Annotated in this window: 13 protein-coding genes; all 13 read right to left on the bottom strand. The window is 60.2% G+C overall.

The annotated features are described in order from the left end of the window. Positions 1–140: 140 nt before the first annotated feature. The 13 genes from pseI to rfbF are packed head-to-tail and all read right to left on the bottom strand — an operon-like array spanning position 141 to position 14,869. Positions 141–1,193 (bottom strand): pseudaminic acid synthase, encoded by a 1,053-nt coding sequence (pseI, locus tag PMI30_RS24600; RefSeq protein WP_008006625.1) that lies wholly within the window; start codon positions 1,191–1,193, stop codon positions 141–143. Further along, positions 1,190–2,692 carry a UDP-2,4-diacetamido-2,4,6-trideoxy-beta-L-altropyranose hydrolase gene (gene pseG / locus PMI30_RS24605; RefSeq protein WP_008006623.1) on the bottom strand — a complete coding sequence of 501 codons (1,503 nt, stop codon included), beginning with the start codon at positions 2,690–2,692 and terminating at the stop codon, positions 1,190–1,192. Before pseG ends, pseI begins: the two co-directional genes overlap by 4 nt. Further along, positions 2,689–3,384: a pseudaminic acid cytidylyltransferase gene (gene pseF, locus PMI30_RS24610; protein WP_008006621.1), complete on the bottom strand. Its 696-nt coding sequence runs from the start codon at positions 3,382–3,384 to the stop codon at positions 2,689–2,691. The genes pseG and pseF overlap by 4 nt, the downstream gene beginning before the upstream one ends. Positions 3,385–3,405: 21 nt before the next feature. Continuing rightward, the gene (pseC, locus tag PMI30_RS24615) at positions 3,406–4,569 is read right to left on the bottom strand and encodes a UDP-4-amino-4,6-dideoxy-N-acetyl-beta-L-altrosamine transaminase (RefSeq protein WP_008006619.1); all 1,164 of its coding nucleotides are present in this window, start codon (positions 4,567–4,569) and stop codon (positions 3,406–3,408) included. After that, positions 4,566–5,567 (bottom strand): UDP-N-acetylglucosamine 4,6-dehydratase (inverting), encoded by a 1,002-nt coding sequence (gene pseB, locus PMI30_RS24620; protein WP_008006616.1) that lies wholly within the window; start codon positions 5,565–5,567, stop codon positions 4,566–4,568. Before pseB ends, pseC begins: the two co-directional genes overlap by 4 nt. Before the next feature lie 30 nt (positions 5,568–5,597). Then, positions 5,598–8,531 carry a TIGR00180 family glycosyltransferase gene (locus PMI30_RS24625; RefSeq protein ID WP_008006614.1) on the bottom strand — a complete coding sequence of 978 codons (2,934 nt, stop codon included), beginning with the start codon at positions 8,529–8,531 and terminating at the stop codon, positions 5,598–5,600. 51 nt (positions 8,532–8,582) lie between these two features. Then, the gene (locus tag PMI30_RS24630) at positions 8,583–9,320 is read right to left on the bottom strand and encodes a cephalosporin hydroxylase family protein (protein WP_008006613.1); all 738 of its coding nucleotides are present in this window, start codon (positions 9,318–9,320) and stop codon (positions 8,583–8,585) included. Positions 9,321–9,337: 17 nt separating this feature from the next. After that, positions 9,338–10,408: a class I SAM-dependent methyltransferase gene (locus tag PMI30_RS24635; RefSeq protein ID WP_008006611.1), complete on the bottom strand. Its 1,071-nt coding sequence runs from the start codon at positions 10,406–10,408 to the stop codon at positions 9,338–9,340. After that, a complete protein-coding gene (locus PMI30_RS24640) occupies positions 10,398–11,255 on the bottom strand; it encodes an NAD-dependent epimerase/dehydratase family protein (RefSeq protein WP_008006610.1) in 858 nt (285 codons plus the stop codon). The genes PMI30_RS24635 and PMI30_RS24640 overlap by 11 nt, the downstream gene beginning before the upstream one ends. Further along, positions 11,252–12,478, bottom strand: coding sequence for a class I SAM-dependent methyltransferase (locus PMI30_RS24645; RefSeq protein WP_008006607.1), 1,227 nt, complete (start codon positions 12,476–12,478; stop codon positions 11,252–11,254). Before PMI30_RS24645 ends, PMI30_RS24640 begins: the two co-directional genes overlap by 4 nt. Then, complete coding sequence (locus PMI30_RS24650) at positions 12,475–13,035, bottom strand: dTDP-4-dehydrorhamnose 3,5-epimerase family protein (protein WP_008006606.1); 561 nt, start codon at positions 13,033–13,035, stop codon at positions 12,475–12,477. The genes PMI30_RS24645 and PMI30_RS24650 overlap by 4 nt, the downstream gene beginning before the upstream one ends. Continuing rightward, entirely contained in the window at positions 13,032–14,114 is a 1,083-nt protein-coding gene (rfbG, locus tag PMI30_RS24655; RefSeq protein ID WP_008006604.1) for a CDP-glucose 4,6-dehydratase, read from the bottom strand. Before rfbG ends, PMI30_RS24650 begins: the two co-directional genes overlap by 4 nt. Next, on the bottom strand, positions 14,096–14,869 hold the full coding sequence (rfbF, locus tag PMI30_RS24660; RefSeq protein WP_008006602.1) for a glucose-1-phosphate cytidylyltransferase: 774 nt from the start codon (positions 14,867–14,869) through the stop codon (positions 14,096–14,098). The genes rfbG and rfbF overlap by 19 nt, the downstream gene beginning before the upstream one ends. Positions 14,870–15,030: the final 161 nt, after the last annotated feature.

Below are 15,030 nucleotides of genomic sequence, written 5' to 3'. Positions count from 1 at the left end.
GGTGACAGCGGGAAGAATAAAAGGCCATCACTGGGCTAAAAAACAGACCAGGCGCCATCCCCCCTTTTTATACAATACAGTGAAGATGCGCGTTATGACTCGCAGGTCACGCTATTTTGCCGAATCAGCCCCACAAAGGGTTATTCGACCAGCGACCAGTCCAGTGGGGTGCCGCGCTTGATGGCCTGTCGGGCGCGGCGGCCCAGAAGGGTTTCAGCGTGTTTGGGGGCGAGCCCCAGGCCAGGCCGGATGGCCCGCAGATTGGCGACGGTGAAAGGCTCACCGGCGGTCATGTCCTGAGTGACGTACAGCGAACGGCGGTATACCAGAGACTTGCGCTCGGCCTCGCTCACGCCGTAATGCACCTGGCCCATGGCCTGCCAGGCACGTTCGGTTTCGATCACCAGGCTGGCGAGTTCAGCAGGTTCCAGGGAAAAACTGGCGTCCACCCCACCGGCGGCACGGTCGAGGGTGAAATGTTTTTCCACCACCGTTGCCCCCAGCGCTACTGCAGCGACGGACACGCCGACACCCATCGAATGATCGGACAAACCGACTTCACAGCCAAACAACTCCCGCAGATGAGGGATGGTGCGCACGTTGCTGTTTGCCGGTGTCGCCGGGTACGTGCTGGTGCACTTGAGCAACACCAGATCCTTGCAACCGGCCTCACGGGCGGCGCGCACGGTTTCATCGAGCTCGGCGATGCTGGCCATGCCGGTGGAGATGATCAGCGGCTTGCCGGTGGCAGCAACCCGCCGGATCAACGGCAGATCAGTGTTCTCGAAACTGGCGATCTTGTAGGCCGGCACGTCCAGGCTTTCGAGGAAGTCCACCGCGGTGTCATCGAACGGTGTGGAGAACGCCAGCATGCCCAGCTCTTTGGCCCGGGCGAAAATCGGCGCGTGCCATTCCCACGGCGTATGGGCCTTCTCGTACAGCGCGTACAGCGAAGAACCGGCCCACAGGCTGTTGGGATCCTTGATGAAGAACTCGCCTTCGGACAGATCCAGGGTCATGGTCTCGGCGGTATAGGTTTGCAGCTTCAAAGCGTGCGCGCCGGCCTTGGCCGCGGCTTCGACGATTTGCAGCGCGACGTCCAGCGACTGATTATGGTTGCCGCTCATCTCGGCAATGATGAACGGCGGCGCATCGGCACCGATCGAGCGGTTGCCGATCTTGAAACTGGTCATTGTTTTGGATCCTTCAATACGCGCGTGAACGCGCAAGCACTCTGAGTGAAACCTGCCTCGCGGAAAACTTTCAGCGACGCCGAATTGGCCGGCAGCACCTGAGCGGTGATGACTTCCAGCGCAGGCCAATGAGCGGTGACGAAGGCTTCACCCCGCGCCAGCAGCGCCCTGCCCCAGCCCAGGCCGAATCGGCCTTCGAACAGATAAATCGAGACTTCGGCACTAGCATCGTCGAGGTCATAACGCAACACACCGATCGGGCCATCATCCGCCTCGGCGATCAACAGCAGCCGCCGCGGATTGCTCAGGCTCGCGGCCAGCCAAGCCTGATGCCGCTGCCAGTCGATGACGTGCGTGTCCAGCGACCAGCGCCGTACCGCCTCGGCATTGCGCCCCTCGAACAACAATTGCGCATCGTCCTCAGTGGCCCGACGAACCTGCAACACCGCCCCCGCCAGCGCTGCCGCCACCCGCTGCGCCCCACGGCCATCGACCAACTGCCGCGAACGTTCGGCCAGACTTTGACGAATCCCCTGATTACCCACGACAAAACCGATGGCCTGGCGCAACTGCTCAACGCTGACCTGCTCGCGATTGCCCAGGAACACATGAGCACCCGAGGTCGCCATCACCTCGCCGTTGGCCTGCTGATTATTCGAGACCGCAATGCAGATCGTCGGCAGCCCCATGGCCGCCCGCTCCCAACTGGTACCGCCACCGGCACCGATGAACAGGTCAGCCTCGGTCATTAGCTGGTAGAAATCGCTGACAAAACTGTGCAGGCGCCAGTTCGGGCGATAGTCCACCAGACTCTGCATCTGCTCCCAGGCCGGGTTATCGGCACCCGCCACGAAATCGACTTCCAGCTCATGGTAATCCGCCAGCGCCAACATCGCGTGGTGGGTCTGCATGGCCGCATCGAAACCGCCAAAGTTCACCAGTACTCGCCTGGCCCGAGGTTTGATCTCGATCGCCGGGCAACAGAACTCATCGCGCAGCAGGGCAAACCGTGGGCCCAGCAAGGTCTGGCAATCGGGCGTCAGCAGTGAGGCATAAGCTTCTGGGGTGCCCGACAGATTTTGATTGAGCAGCAGATCGACGCTGTATTGCCGAGTGGCCAAATCGTCCACCGCAGCGATTCGTGGAGCCCAACGGCGCGCGGCGGTCTGCCAATGGTGATCAAGACCATAGTGGTCGACGATGATCCAGTCGAAAGCCGGATGACTTTCCAATGCTTGCCCCAACGCAGCGATGTCCGCCTGCCACGGCAGCATCGACTCGATGGCCTGCCGTGGGTCTTCATCGGGATAGCGCTCCGGCAGCGCGAAAATCTCGAAATCCTCAGCCTGCAGACTGTCCAGCCGATGCCCCGGCAACTGACGACACGCAAAGGCAACATGCGTGCCCTGCTTGCGTAACACCCTGGCCAGGGTCAGGCAGCGGGCGATATGGCCACTGCCAATGGTCGGCGACGCGTCAGCGCGGATCAGCACCCTCATTGCAGCTCTCCCCCGGCCTTCAAGGCGGCGTAGAGGTATTCGGCACGCGTCCAGTCCTCAAGCGTGTCAATGTCCTGCACCTGATGCCGCGGCAGAATCACCGGCAGGCTTGCTGGCGAGAACAACACATCGCCACGCAACCAGGCCTCGCTGCGTCCCCAGTAGAACTGGCCGGCATCTTGAAAAGCTTCGGGCAAGTCCTGGGAACGGGTCTCGCGAAATTCCGGGTAGAGCGAGGTCAAGGCGCCCTGCTTGTCGAGGGTCAAGGCCCGTTGTACCGGGAAGCCAAAACCGGCGACTGAAAACGCGAAAGACTTGTCCGGATGCTGCACCAGCAACTCATGCCCCTGACGCAGATAACGCGCCTGCAACAACGGCGCCGTCGCGTAGACGCAGCAGGCATAGTCGAACGACGGCAATTGCCTCAAGGCATGCACGATCACTGCTGCGGTCCCGGTGAAATCGTCGGCAAGTGTCGCGGGCCGCATGAACGGCACTTGAGCCCCATTGGCCCGTGCGACCTCGGCGATCTCTTCATCGTCGGTGCTGACGATCACCTGGTCGAACAGGTTCGACGCCAGCGCCGTGCGAATCGAACGGACGATCATCGGCACGCCGTCGAACGGCTTGAGGTTCTTGCGCGGGATTCGCTTGCTGCCACCGCGGGCCGGAATGATCGCAACACTGCTCAAGAGTCACTACTCCTCAAGTCGCTATTCCTCAAGAATCAGTCGTCGCAATTGCTCGACCACATAATCCTGTTGTTCATCGCTCAGCAGAGGAAACAGCGGCAGGCTGATGGCCTCGGCGTAATAACGTTCGGCCTGGGGGAAATCTCCCTCGGCAAAACCCAGGTCGCGATAGTACGGCTGCAAGTGCAGCGGAATATAGTGCAGGTTCACACCCACCCCTGCCGCTCGCAAGCCTTCGAACACCTGTCGATGGCTGAGGTTGATTCGGTCGGTCTGCAAGCGCACCACGTACAGATGCCAAGCCGATTCGGCCTCGGGCTGCGCACTGGGCAAGGTCAGCGGCAAGTACGCCAGCAACCGCTCATAACGCGCCGCCAGCTCACGCCGACGCTCGATGAAACCATCGAGCTTGTTCAGCTGCGACAGGCCGAGGGCCGCTTGCAGGTCGGTGATGCGGTAATTGAAGCCCAGCTCCACTTGCTGGTAGTACCAGGGGCCGTGGCTGGGTTCGGTCATCTGTGCAGGGTCACGGGTCATGCCGTGGCTGCGCAGGCGCTGCAAGCGCTCGGCCAGTTCCGGGCGGTTGGTCAGGACCATGCCGCCTTCGGCGCTGGTGATGATCTTCACCGGATGGAAACTGAACACCGTCATCGCCGCGAAATCGCCGCACCCTACCGGACGTCCGGCATAAGACGCCCCGACCGCGTGGGAGGCATCCTCGATCACGGTGAAACCATAGCGCTCGGCCAGTTCGGCGATCATGCGCATATCGCAGCTCTGCCCGGAGAACGCTACCGCCACCAGCACTTTCGGCAGCTGGCCGTCGCGCTCGGCGATTTCAAGTTTCGACGCCAAGGTATAGGCGTCGAGGTTCCAGGTCAGCGGGTCGATGTCGACAAAATCGACCTCGGCGCCGCAGTAACGACCGCAGTTGGCCGAGGCCAGAAAGGTGTTCGGCGTGGTCCACAACCGATCGCCTGGCCCGAGTCCAGCCGCCAGGCAAGCGATGTGCAGCGCCGCCGTGGCATTGCACACTGCCACCGCGAAATCGGCCTGGCAACGCTTGGCCATGGCCTGTTCGAAACGCTCGATGGTCGGCCCTTGCGTCAGCCAGTCAGACTGCAACACGGCAACCACCGCATCAATATCCTCCTGATCGAGGCTTTGCCGACCGTAGGGAATCATGCCGACAACTCAGCGTGCAGATCAGCGATCTGGCCGACCGACAGGAAGTGCGGGTTGGTGTCGGAGCGGTACTCGAAATCTTCGCTCACCGGCCGGCCCTGCTCGCCCAGTTTGTCCACGGCAAAATCCACGTCGACGCTGGTGAAACGAATCGACGGCTGAATGGTGTAATGATCATCGAACTCCAGGGTCATGCGCGCGTCGTCCAGCGGCACCATCAGCTCATGGAGTTTTTCCCCCGGACGAATGCCGACGTTCTTGTGCGGTAAATGTCCAGCCATGCCCTGCGCCAGATCGACGATGCGAATCGACGGGATCTTCGGCACAAACACTTCACCGCCGTGCATGCGGGCGAAGCTGTCGAGCACAAACTTCACACCATGATCGAGAGTGATCCAGAAACGCGTCATGCGCTCATCGGTGATCGGCAGTTCTTTGGCGCCCTCGGCAATCAGTTTGCTGAAGAACGGCACCACCGAACCCCGCGAGCCAGCGACGTTGCCGTAGCGCACCACGGCAAAACGAGTCTGCTGTTCGCCAGCAATGTTGTTGGCCGCCACGAACAGTTTGTCCGACAGCAGCTTGGTCGCGCCGTACAGGTTGATCGGGCTGGCGGCCTTGTCGGTGGACAGTGCGACGACTTTTTTCACGCCGTTGTCGATGGCGGCGGCAATGATGTTTTCCGCGCCGTTGACGTTGGTACGAATGCATTCAGTGGGGTTGTATTCCGCCGCCGGCACTTGTTTCAAGGCCGCGGCATGCACCACGTAATCGATACCGCGCATGGCCTGACGCAAACGCTCGGCATCGCGCACATCACCGATGAAGTACCGCATGCACGGTGCGTTGAACGTCTGCTGCATCTCGTACTGCTTGAGCTCATCGCGGGAAAATACCACCACGCGCTTGGGTTGATATTGCTCCAGCAGCCGGCGGATGAAATTGCGCCCGAACGAGCCGGTGCCGCCGGAGATGAAAATCGATTTACCGTTGAACATGCCTTGAGTCCTTTTACCTGTCAGCCAGGCTTATGCGAGCAACTGCGCCCAGTTCACGCTGGTCGGCTCGCTGAGAGTAAAGCCCTTGCCGGTCAAGGCCAGGTTTGAGTTGTATGCCGGGTCCTGCTGGAAACGCGCCTGCCACTTGTCGCGCAGGGCGGCACGAGCCTGAGGCGCCTCGGGCAACAGGCCGGGGTGCAGCAATTGCGCCTGGGGCGTCCAGACAGTGAGATAACCCGCATCGGCGACTTTCAGGCACAGGTCGACATCAGCGAAGGCTTCGTCGAAATGCTCTTCATCCAGCCCTCCGACCGCGTCATACAGATCCTTGCGAATCATCAGGCAAGCACCGGACACAGCCGAATAGTTCTGCTCGACCTGATGGCCGTTCATGTAGCCCTTGGCGTCCTTGCGCTCGCCTACAAAGACCGAGCCGATATCGCCATTCAAACCGAGAACCAACCCGGCCTGGGTGGTAACGCCTTGAGTGTCCGTCAACTTGGCGCCAACGATGCCGACTTCGGGACGCTGAGCCTGGTTGAGCATGGCGTCGAGCCAATTGGCATTGAACACCTGGGCTTCCGCCGACAGCAGCACCAGGTACTCACCCTTGGCCTCAGCACCAGCAACGTTGTACAACGCCGAGTGACTCAGACGTCGGTCAGTGCGCAACACGCGAATCCGATCACCCTTGCCTTCCAGACCGCTCAGCCATTCGGCCAGTTCTGGTGATTGGCTGTGGTTGTCGACAATCAGTACTTCGTGACGCTGGTAGCGGGTGCGTTGCAGTACGCTGACCAATGCACGTTGCAAGTGTTCCAGGTTGTCCTGGCTCTGGAGGACGATCGACACCATCGGTCGCTGAGCGTGCTGATAGTCAATCTGCCAAGTCTGCGGCAGCGTAGAACTGACCTGACCACGATACCCACGATTGGCCAGATGACGAGTCAAAACCTGACGTTCCTGAGCATTTTCTTCAGTGGCCGGCGCGTTGCAGATCAGCAAGGGTTCGGCCAGGTGCGCCAGACCAGCCAGACCGCCGTCTTCAATCAGACGCAGCAATAGGTCGAACTCCAGCGCCTGGGTGTATTGCGCCGAGAATCCCTTGGCCTGGACCAACACATCACGCCGGATCAACCAGTGCCGCGCCATCAGCGACGGCACGGTTTGCAGCAGATCGAGGTTGACCCCGGGACGGAATACCTCCGCCAGAGAACCGTTGGACTGACGCTGAATCTCGTCCATCGCCACCGCACGCACACCCTCGGCGCCGATCAGCTCCAGACTGGCGCGCAGCAACCCGCTTGGGGTCAACTGGTCACCCGCCTCGGCCAGCAGCAGCCAGTCGACAGAAGATTGGTCGACGATCTGGTTGATGCGATCCACATAGTTGGCGGTGGTGACTTTGACGAAGTGCACGGTGTCGCGCACGGATGTGGTCGCCGGCAATTCGCCGGTAGTGAAGACCACCACTTTGAAGGCTTTGCAGTGGCCGTTGACCAGGCTGTCGAAGGTCGCCTGTAGCTTGAACATGTCTGCATCCAGGTCCAACAGCAGAATGCTGAATTGCAGGCCGCCATCGTGCGTGGCCAGATGCCTGGAAATAGCTGAACGTTGATCGGCTTCAGGATTGCGCGCTTCGAGCCAGTCGAGCAAACGCCCGGACGGCATGTTCTGAAGCAATGTGCGGTCATCCTGTCCCGAGGCCGATTCCAGGCGCTTGGCCCATGCTTGAAGCTTGAGCTTCTCGTCCTGTTCCTCCGTGCCTTCGAGCGACTCGATCAAGTGCTTGACCACCGACCGATTGAACCGGCTAAGACTCAATGCCTCCCACAAACGGGCGCGGATGGTGCGGTCGTTGTCGTTAGGCTGAATTCGCATCAGCTCGTGTTGCTTGAGCAGGATGCCTTCGAGTTCCTGCAATTGCAGACGGCCGGCCGGCATGGCATGCAACAGAAATTCGAGTTCGGTCAGCAGGTCGAACATCGGTTTGTTGTAAAACGGCATTTCGACGAACTGCTCGGGGCCGAACGAGCGAACTGGCTCGCGCCCCGGCTCGTTCCAGGCTGAACGGAAGATCAGGGTGGCTTTGAGCGAGCGACCTTCGAGCAGGCAGTCGGCCATGGCGGTAAAACTGTCCAGAACAATCTGTTTGACCCGGGCCGGATCGCTGTCGCTGAACTGCGTCGGGATCGAGGCCAGAAATTGTGCAAACTGCTCGCGGTCGGCGACGGTTTTCGCATCTTTGTACGTCAGCACGGTCAACACATTGGTGCTGTGATCCGAGGCGCCATAATTCGCCTCACGTACGATGTAGGGAATCGGCAGGATCCGCGCCCTGGAACACGCCAGCAGGTAGAAAGCGTGGCCGATTTCCTGCCACTCGAAACTGGTACCGGCAGGTAACAGGCTGAACCATTGTTGCAGCAGGTCGGTGCGAGTCACCGCATAGAACGGCGGCAGGAACTGATCCATGAACTGCATGACCCGATCTTCAGGCTGCTGCGAGTTGTAATCCTCTTGCACCCTTTTGTCGCGGCGGTAGTAATTCACTTCGGTGGCACGGGCCAGGTACATCATTCCGTAGCCATGACACAGGCCGTAGTCAGGGTTGCCTTCAAGAAACTCCACCGACTCGGTCAGGGCGCCATGTAACAGGAAGTCGTCGTCGGCAGCAAACACCATATACGGCGTGGTGACCTGATTGACGCCGTAGGTGAGTTTTTCCTGCAGCCCCTGATAGGTGAATTGCGGCAAGTGGCGATAGTCTACCGACGGGAAGTCCCGGGCCATATGCTCATCGCCCTCGACAGACGAGTCCAGAACCAGAACCGTGCAGGGATAACTACTGTAGTACTGCAAGGTACGCCGCAGGAATGCGTTCCGGTTATGGGAAATCACCACCACCGTAAACCGCTCGTTCAGCGGCGCAACGTTGTTTTGAGCACTGTTTTGAACCTGCATCTTCCTATCCCCACAACCGGCCAAACGCCAAGAACCTGAAACCACTTTTGATTAACGAACGCGACGCAGATAACCATCCGGCGCTACGGTGATCAGCAGCTTGTTTTGCAGCTGCCGGTCGATTTCGAAGTCCTTGTTTTCTTCCAGGTATTTCCATACGGCAGTCTTCGGGTTATCGCCCGGGCCCCACGGACGATCCGGAAAGAAATCGGCCGGCATGTCTTCGACCACGGTGTCCATGACCACGCAGTAGCTGTCCACCGACACCAATGGTGCGTACAGGCGCAGTTCTTCCAGCACGTGATCGTGGGTGTGGTTGGAGTCCAGCACCAGAATGACTTTCTTGCCTTCAGCAATGGCACGTACTTGCGCGGCGATCGCCGGGTCGATGCTCGAACCTTCGATCATCGAAATACGCTTGCTCATCGGGTGGTTTTCGATGGCTTCGCGGTTGTGCGGACGAATGTCGAGGTCGATGCCCAGCACTTCACCGTGGCCTTGCAGCTCCAGCAAGGAGGCGTAGTAAATAATCGAACCGCCGTGGGCAATACCGCATTCGATCACCAGGTCCGGTTTGACCTGCCAAATGATTTCCTGCATCGCCATCATGTCTTGCGGCAACTGAATGATCGGACGGCCCATCCACGAGAAGTGGTAGCTGTACTTGTGTTTGGCCGACTGGTTGAAGAAATCCTGGGCCAGGCCTGTGAGTTTCTGGTCGTCACCCTGACGCGCGATTTCTGCCTGGCATTCGGCTTCGAAGGCCTTGTTGATGCTGTTGTCGGTCATTTTCAAAATCTCAATAGTCACTGGAACGAAGCGCTGTCTACGGCGTGATAGACGTAGCGTCCACCGGTCATCCGCTTGATTTCTTCGAGGTAGTTGGAATTCATCACAAACAGGTTGGCACCTTCGGGCAAGGCATCCATGGCCTCTTGCGGCGAGGACACCCGCACGCCGCTCAGGGGCAGATAACGGCCCTGTTTGGCCGGGTTGATATCTACCACGCGATCCACCGCCACGCCCGCTCGTTGCAGGAACAGCGAATAAATAACGCCTTTGGACGAAGCGCCCCAGATCGCCGAACCTTGCTCGGGCGCTGCTTGAACGATCTGCACCGCGCGATCGAGGCTGGCGGTGAAACCTTCGGGCATCGTCAAACGCGGCACCGGTTGTTCCGGCGTCAGGCGCAATGTCGCAAGGTCAGCGACGATGTACAGGTATTGGCCACCGAACAGGTGGCCGGCCTCGTACACGGTGCCGAACATCCGGCGCAGGTCATCGAGGCGGAAATAATTGACGTGCTCGTAGAACAGATCGAACCAGGCTCGGTGCTCAAGAATCCAGTCCAGGCACGGCACTTCGATGTAGATCTGCCCGCCCTGATTGGCTTCGGCCATCTCGGCGAGAAAACTCACCGGGCCCTGGATATGTTCCAGCACATGCCGCAGCACGATAGCGTCTGCCGACAACCCCAGGCCGCGAGTGAACGGCGCCTTGATCACATCGGCGTTGTCGCCTTCGTAGGCCGGGTCGATACCGGTGATGGCGTAGTCCAGGCCTTTCAGGAGTTCAAGAAAGTAGCCTTTGCCACAGCCGACTTCGATCAGTTCCTGGCCCTTGAAGTGACGGGCAATGATCCCTTCGACATCGTGCAGGTGCTTCTGGAACTGACCGGAGTGGGCCTGCTCATTCTGATAGTCGGCGTCGTAGCTGAGCTTGTCGGCATCGAAGGCCTGGTTGAAGATCAGCCCGCTCGCCTCGTCCTGCACCAACAGCATGTCGGCGCTGGCCGAAGCCCTGGCCGACTCCGGGTCAGCGAAAGTACGGTTTTGCAACACTGGCAGGTCGGCAACCCGATACAACTCATGCCTCATGCTCTGCTCCCAGTAGCTGTTGCAAACGGTCCGCCACGCCCCAGAACGCCATCGGTTCGTGGGTCGCGTATGGGTAATGACCCAGGTTCAAATCGATCGACGCGCCGCGTTCACGCAACCGTTGTTCGACCAGCGCTCTGACCGATATCGGCTGGCCGCTGCAGCAATTGATCACACCGTCGAAATCGCGCTGTTGCAGGATCGCGGCGAGATAACCGGCGGCCGTTTCAATCGACAAGTAATCGCGCAGCTGTTCGCCGGCTGACATGTTGAAGCACTCGTCACCGGCATCGATTGCCCGGTCCAGTGCTGCGAGCAGACTGTTCGGGTTTTGTCCCTCGCCGTGCAAGTAAAACAGTCGCGCCCATTGCAGGGTGAACGGTTGAACCCGCTGCAGGTTTTCGAGGAATAGACGCAAGGTGTTCTTGGCCAGCCCGTAAGGGTTACTCGGCCGCGCCTCGGTCTGCTCGCTGAGCGGCCCGCTCTGCAGGCCGTATTCGAAACAGGTCCCGGTGACCAACACCTGCGGCACGCCCGCCTCGACCGCGCCCTTGATGAACCGGTAATCGGCCGTCAAGTTATGCTCGAAATGGAACAGCGCCTGATAGTTCGGCAAACCCGGCCACGCCAGATGCGCCAGGGCGTCGATGCCATCGGTCAGCGCTGCGATGTTCAGATCGTCGGAATGAATATCCGCGGCCACGAATTCCACGGCATTGATCCACGGCAGTTGCGCAGCGGTCTGGGCATTACGCGCCACGGCCCGCACCTCGCAGCCACGGGCGAGCAAGGCCGCGACCAGATGTCGGCCGACGAACCCTGTGGCACCGGTCACGAGCACTTTCACAGCACGGTCAACTCAGGCACGGCGATCACGAAACGGCCATCCCACTGCCGTACCTGCGCCAGTTGCTGACTGACTTCGTGCAACAGATTCCATGGCAGAACCAGGATGTAATCGGGTTTCTCCAGATCGATCTGCGTCGGCGAAACGATTGGAATGCGGCTGCCCGGCAGGTACTTGTTCTGTTTGTGCGGATTGGCATCGGCAACCCAGGCCAACAAGTCCGGCTTGACCCCGGCGTAGTTGAGCAACGTGTTGCCCTTGGCGGCGGCGCCATAACCGACCACGCGCTTGCCGTCCGCCTTGGCCTGCAACAGAAAGCGCAGCAGTTGGTGCTTGATGCGTTCGGCAGCGGGCGCCAGGGTCGCGTAGTACTCGGGCGCTTTCACCCCAGCTGCAAGTTCGGCCTGCAACTGCTGCTGAACCGCTGGCTGCACTTCACGTCGTTCGCCATCGATACGCTGGACGAACACCCGCAGCGAACCGCCATGGGTCGACAGCTGACTGACATCGAACACCTCCAGCCCATTGCGCTCGCACAAGGCCTGCACGGCGGTCAGGGACAGGTAGGAATAATGCTCGTGATACAGCGTATCGAACTGCTGCCCCGCCATCAGCGTCAGCAGTTGCGGAAACTCGAACGTTGCCACACCGGTGGGCTTGAGCAAGGTGGCAAAACCACCGAGGAAATCATTGATGTCCGGCACGTGGGCCAACACGTTGTTGGCGGCCATCAGGTCGGCGGCCCAACCTTCGCTGGTCAGCTGCGCTGCGGTATCACGACCGAAGAACAGCTCGCAAATCTCCAGGCCTTTTTCCCGCGCCGCCTGCGCGGTGCTGCGGGTTGGCTCAACGCCCAGGCAAGGGATGCCGCGCCCGGCCACGTACTGCAACAAATAACCGTCATTGGCGGCGATTTCCACCACACGGCTGTCGGCGGTCAGGCCGAAGCGCTCGACCATCTGCGCCACATAACGCTCGGCGTGGGCCAGCCAAGTGCTGGAGAACGAACTGAAATACGCATACTCGGCATCGAACAGGCTGTCGGCACGGGTGTAATCCTCGGTTTGCACCAGCCAGCATTGCTGACACACCGCGACTTTCAATGGCACCCATTGTTCGGCTTGCTCAAGTTGATCGGCGCGCACATAAGCGTTGGATGGCGGCGAGGTACCCAAGTCAATCAGCGGCAAAGTCAGAGGAGTACCGCAACCACGGCAATTCATACACGCACTCCAGCGAAGTGTTCATCGAGCAAGGGATGGCTGGAATCCCGCGCCGACAGATTATTGACAGGCAACGGCCAGACGATGGCCAACCGTGGATCGTTCACGCTCAAACCGCCCTCGTGCACAGGCGTGTAATCGGCGCTGTGCAGGTAGAGCAATTCAGCATCATCGGTGAGGGTCTGGAAGCCGTGGGCGAACCCGGCCGGGATCAGCAGACTGCGACCATCGCCGGCCCGCAGGTGTTCGGCGTGCCAGTGCAGGAATGTCTCGGAGTCGGGCCGCAAGTCCACCGCCACGTCCCAGACCTCACCACGCAGGCAGGTGATCAACTTGGCTTCCGGCGCATTGGCGTTCTGGTAATGCAGGCCGCGTACACTGCCCCGTAAACGTGTGCAGGAATGGTTGATCTGGCGAATATGAAACGGCTGGCCGAAGGCGCTAAGGCTGCCTTCGCAAAACAGCCGCGCAAAGTGTCCGCGCTCATCTTCGAAGCGTTTGTGCTGCACGCTGAACAATCCGGCGAGCGGCAATGCTTTCAACAGAAACTCGCTCACAGCGCGCCTCGGTACAGGTTCAACTGGCCCAGGGTGATAGCGCGCATGTCGTCGCCGTTTTGCCACGCCAAGTGCCAGTCGAGGGTCTGGGTCAGGCACTGCTGCAACGACCAGCGCGGTTGCCAGGCCAACAGTTGGCGGGCGCGGCTGCTGTCCAGGCGCAACAGACCGGCCTCATGCAAATCACTCGGTTCGATGCGCAAGCCGCGTGCTTGTGGCCAGCGGCTGGCGAGCAACTCGACCACTTCACCGACGCTGCACATGTCCGCTTCGCTCGGGCCGAAGTTCCACGCGCCGGCAAACTCCGGGCCTTGCTCGTAAAGGCCGGCGGCCAGTTGCAGATAACCCGCCAAAGGCTCAAGAGCGTGCTGCCACGGGCGCACGGCTTGCGGGTAGCGCAGGGTCACGGGCTCGTTTGCGGACCAGGCCTTGAGCACGTCAGGAATCAAACGTTCCGGTGCAAAATCTCCACCGCCCAACACGTTGCCTGCACGCGCGGTGGCCAACGCCAGCCCGTGTTCGGCGTACTTGCCAGCCGGGAAAAAAGACGCTGCATAAGATTGCGCCAACAATTCACAGCAAGCCTTGCTGCTGCTGTAAGGATCATGGCCGCCGAGGGCTTCGTCCTCGCGATATGGCCACAGCCATTCCTTGTTCGCATAAACCTTGTCGGTGGTCACCAGCACGCAGGCCCGCACGCCGCCGACCTGGCGGATCGCTTCGAGCAGATTGAGGGTGCCCATGACGTTGCTGGAGTACGTCCCCAGCGGGTCGCGATAGCCTTCGCGCACCAGCGGTTGGGCCGCCAGGTGCAGGACGATTTCCGGCTGCACATCGGCGATCAGTTCCAGCAACGCGCCCAGGTCACGCAGGTCGCCGCGCTGATCGTTGATGCCTTCATGCACACGCGCCAGTTCGAACAGACTCGGCTCGGTCGATGGGTCAAGCGAAAAACCGCTGACCTCGGCACCGAGGCTTTGCAGCCACAACGTCAGCCAACTGCCCTTGAAACCGGTGTGGCCGGTCAGCAGAACGCGCTTGCCGCGCCAGAACTCCGGGCTCAATCCCATTGTTTCCATGGGGCCTCCCCGCTCAGCCACAACTGCTCAAGGTGGTTTTTGTCGCGCAGGGTGTCCATCGGATGCCAAAAACCGTCGTGCTGGAAAGCCTGCAACTGATCATCTGTGGCCAACGCCGCCAGAGGTTCGGCTTCCCAGGAGGTTTGATCGTCCGCGATGTAGGGCAAGACCTTCGGCGACAGGACGAAGAAGCCGCCATTGATCCAGCCACCATCGCCGCGGGGTTTTTCGGTGAAACCCAATACCTTGTCACCATCACGTTCCAGCGCGCCGTAACGTCCCGGCGGCTGCACTGCCGTTACGGTAGCGAGCTTGCCGTGGGCCAGGTGAAAGTCCACAAGGGCACCGATATTGAGGTCCGAAACGCCGTCGCCGTAGGTGAAGCAGAAAGCCTGCTCTCCATCCAGGTAACGGGCAGCGCGACGCAAGCGGCCACCGGTCATGGTGTCATCGCCCGTATCGACCAGCGTGACGCGCCATGGCTCGCTGTAATTCTGGTGAACGTCCATGCGGTTGTTGCACATGTCGAAAGTGACGTCAGAGGTGTGCAGGAAGTAGTTGGCGAAGAAGTCCTTGATCGCGTAGCCCTTGTAGCCAAGGCAAATCACGAAGTCATGAATTCCGTGGGCGGAGTACTGTTTCATGATGTGCCAAAGAATTGGCTTGCCGCCGATTTCGATCATCGGCTTGGGCTTGAGGTGCGACTCCTCGCTGATGCGCGTGCCCAGGCCACCCGCCAGAATTACTGCCTTCATCGTCTCCCCTCTTGTTCTTCACAGAGCTCGGCCAAGCTATTTCAAACTTTTGCGGGCTGCCTGGCTAAAACGCTCTGCCGTGTCAGGCGCTGGCGTACTGGCCGCTAGCGCTCGTTTTATGGCGATATAAGGGGAGCTTGCAGGAAACGCGCCAGCTCATG

The organism is Pseudomonas sp. GM50 (genome assembly GCF_000282375.1).
Taxonomy (GTDB): Bacteria; Pseudomonadota; Gammaproteobacteria; order Pseudomonadales; family Pseudomonadaceae; genus Aquipseudomonas.
This window is presented reverse-complemented; position numbering and strand designations above follow the sequence as displayed.

Excerpts from the sequence above, each read along its gene's own strand:
- pseI (WP_008006625.1), bottom strand. The coding sequence starts at position 1,193 with ATGACCAGTTTCAAGATCGGCAACCGCTCGATCGGTGCCGATGCGCCG.
- pseB (WP_008006616.1), bottom strand. The coding sequence starts at position 5,567 with ATGTTCAACGGTAAATCGATTTTCATCTCCGGCGGCACCGGCTCGTTC.
- rfbF (WP_008006602.1), bottom strand. The coding sequence starts at position 14,869 with ATGAAGGCAGTAATTCTGGCGGGTGGCCTGGGCACGCGCATCAGCGAG.
- rfbG (WP_008006604.1), bottom strand. The coding sequence starts at position 14,114 with ATGGAAACAATGGGATTGAGCCCGGAGTTCTGGCGCGGCAAGCGCGTT.
- pseC (WP_008006619.1), bottom strand. The coding sequence starts at position 4,569 with ATGATTCCCTACGGTCGGCAAAGCCTCGATCAGGAGGATATTGATGCG.
- PMI30_RS24645 (WP_008006607.1), bottom strand. The coding sequence starts at position 12,478 with ATGAATTGCCGTGGTTGCGGTACTCCTCTGACTTTGCCGCTGATTGAC.
- PMI30_RS24630 (WP_008006613.1), bottom strand. The coding sequence starts at position 9,320 with ATGACCGACAACAGCATCAACAAGGCCTTCGAAGCCGAATGCCAGGCA.
- PMI30_RS24635 (WP_008006611.1), bottom strand. The coding sequence starts at position 10,408 with ATGAGGCATGAGTTGTATCGGGTTGCCGACCTGCCAGTGTTGCAAAAC.
- pseG (WP_008006623.1), bottom strand. The coding sequence starts at position 2,692 with ATGAGGGTGCTGATCCGCGCTGACGCGTCGCCGACCATTGGCAGTGGC.
- PMI30_RS24625 (WP_008006614.1), bottom strand. The coding sequence starts at position 8,531 with ATGCAGGTTCAAAACAGTGCTCAAAACAACGTTGCGCCGCTGAACGAG.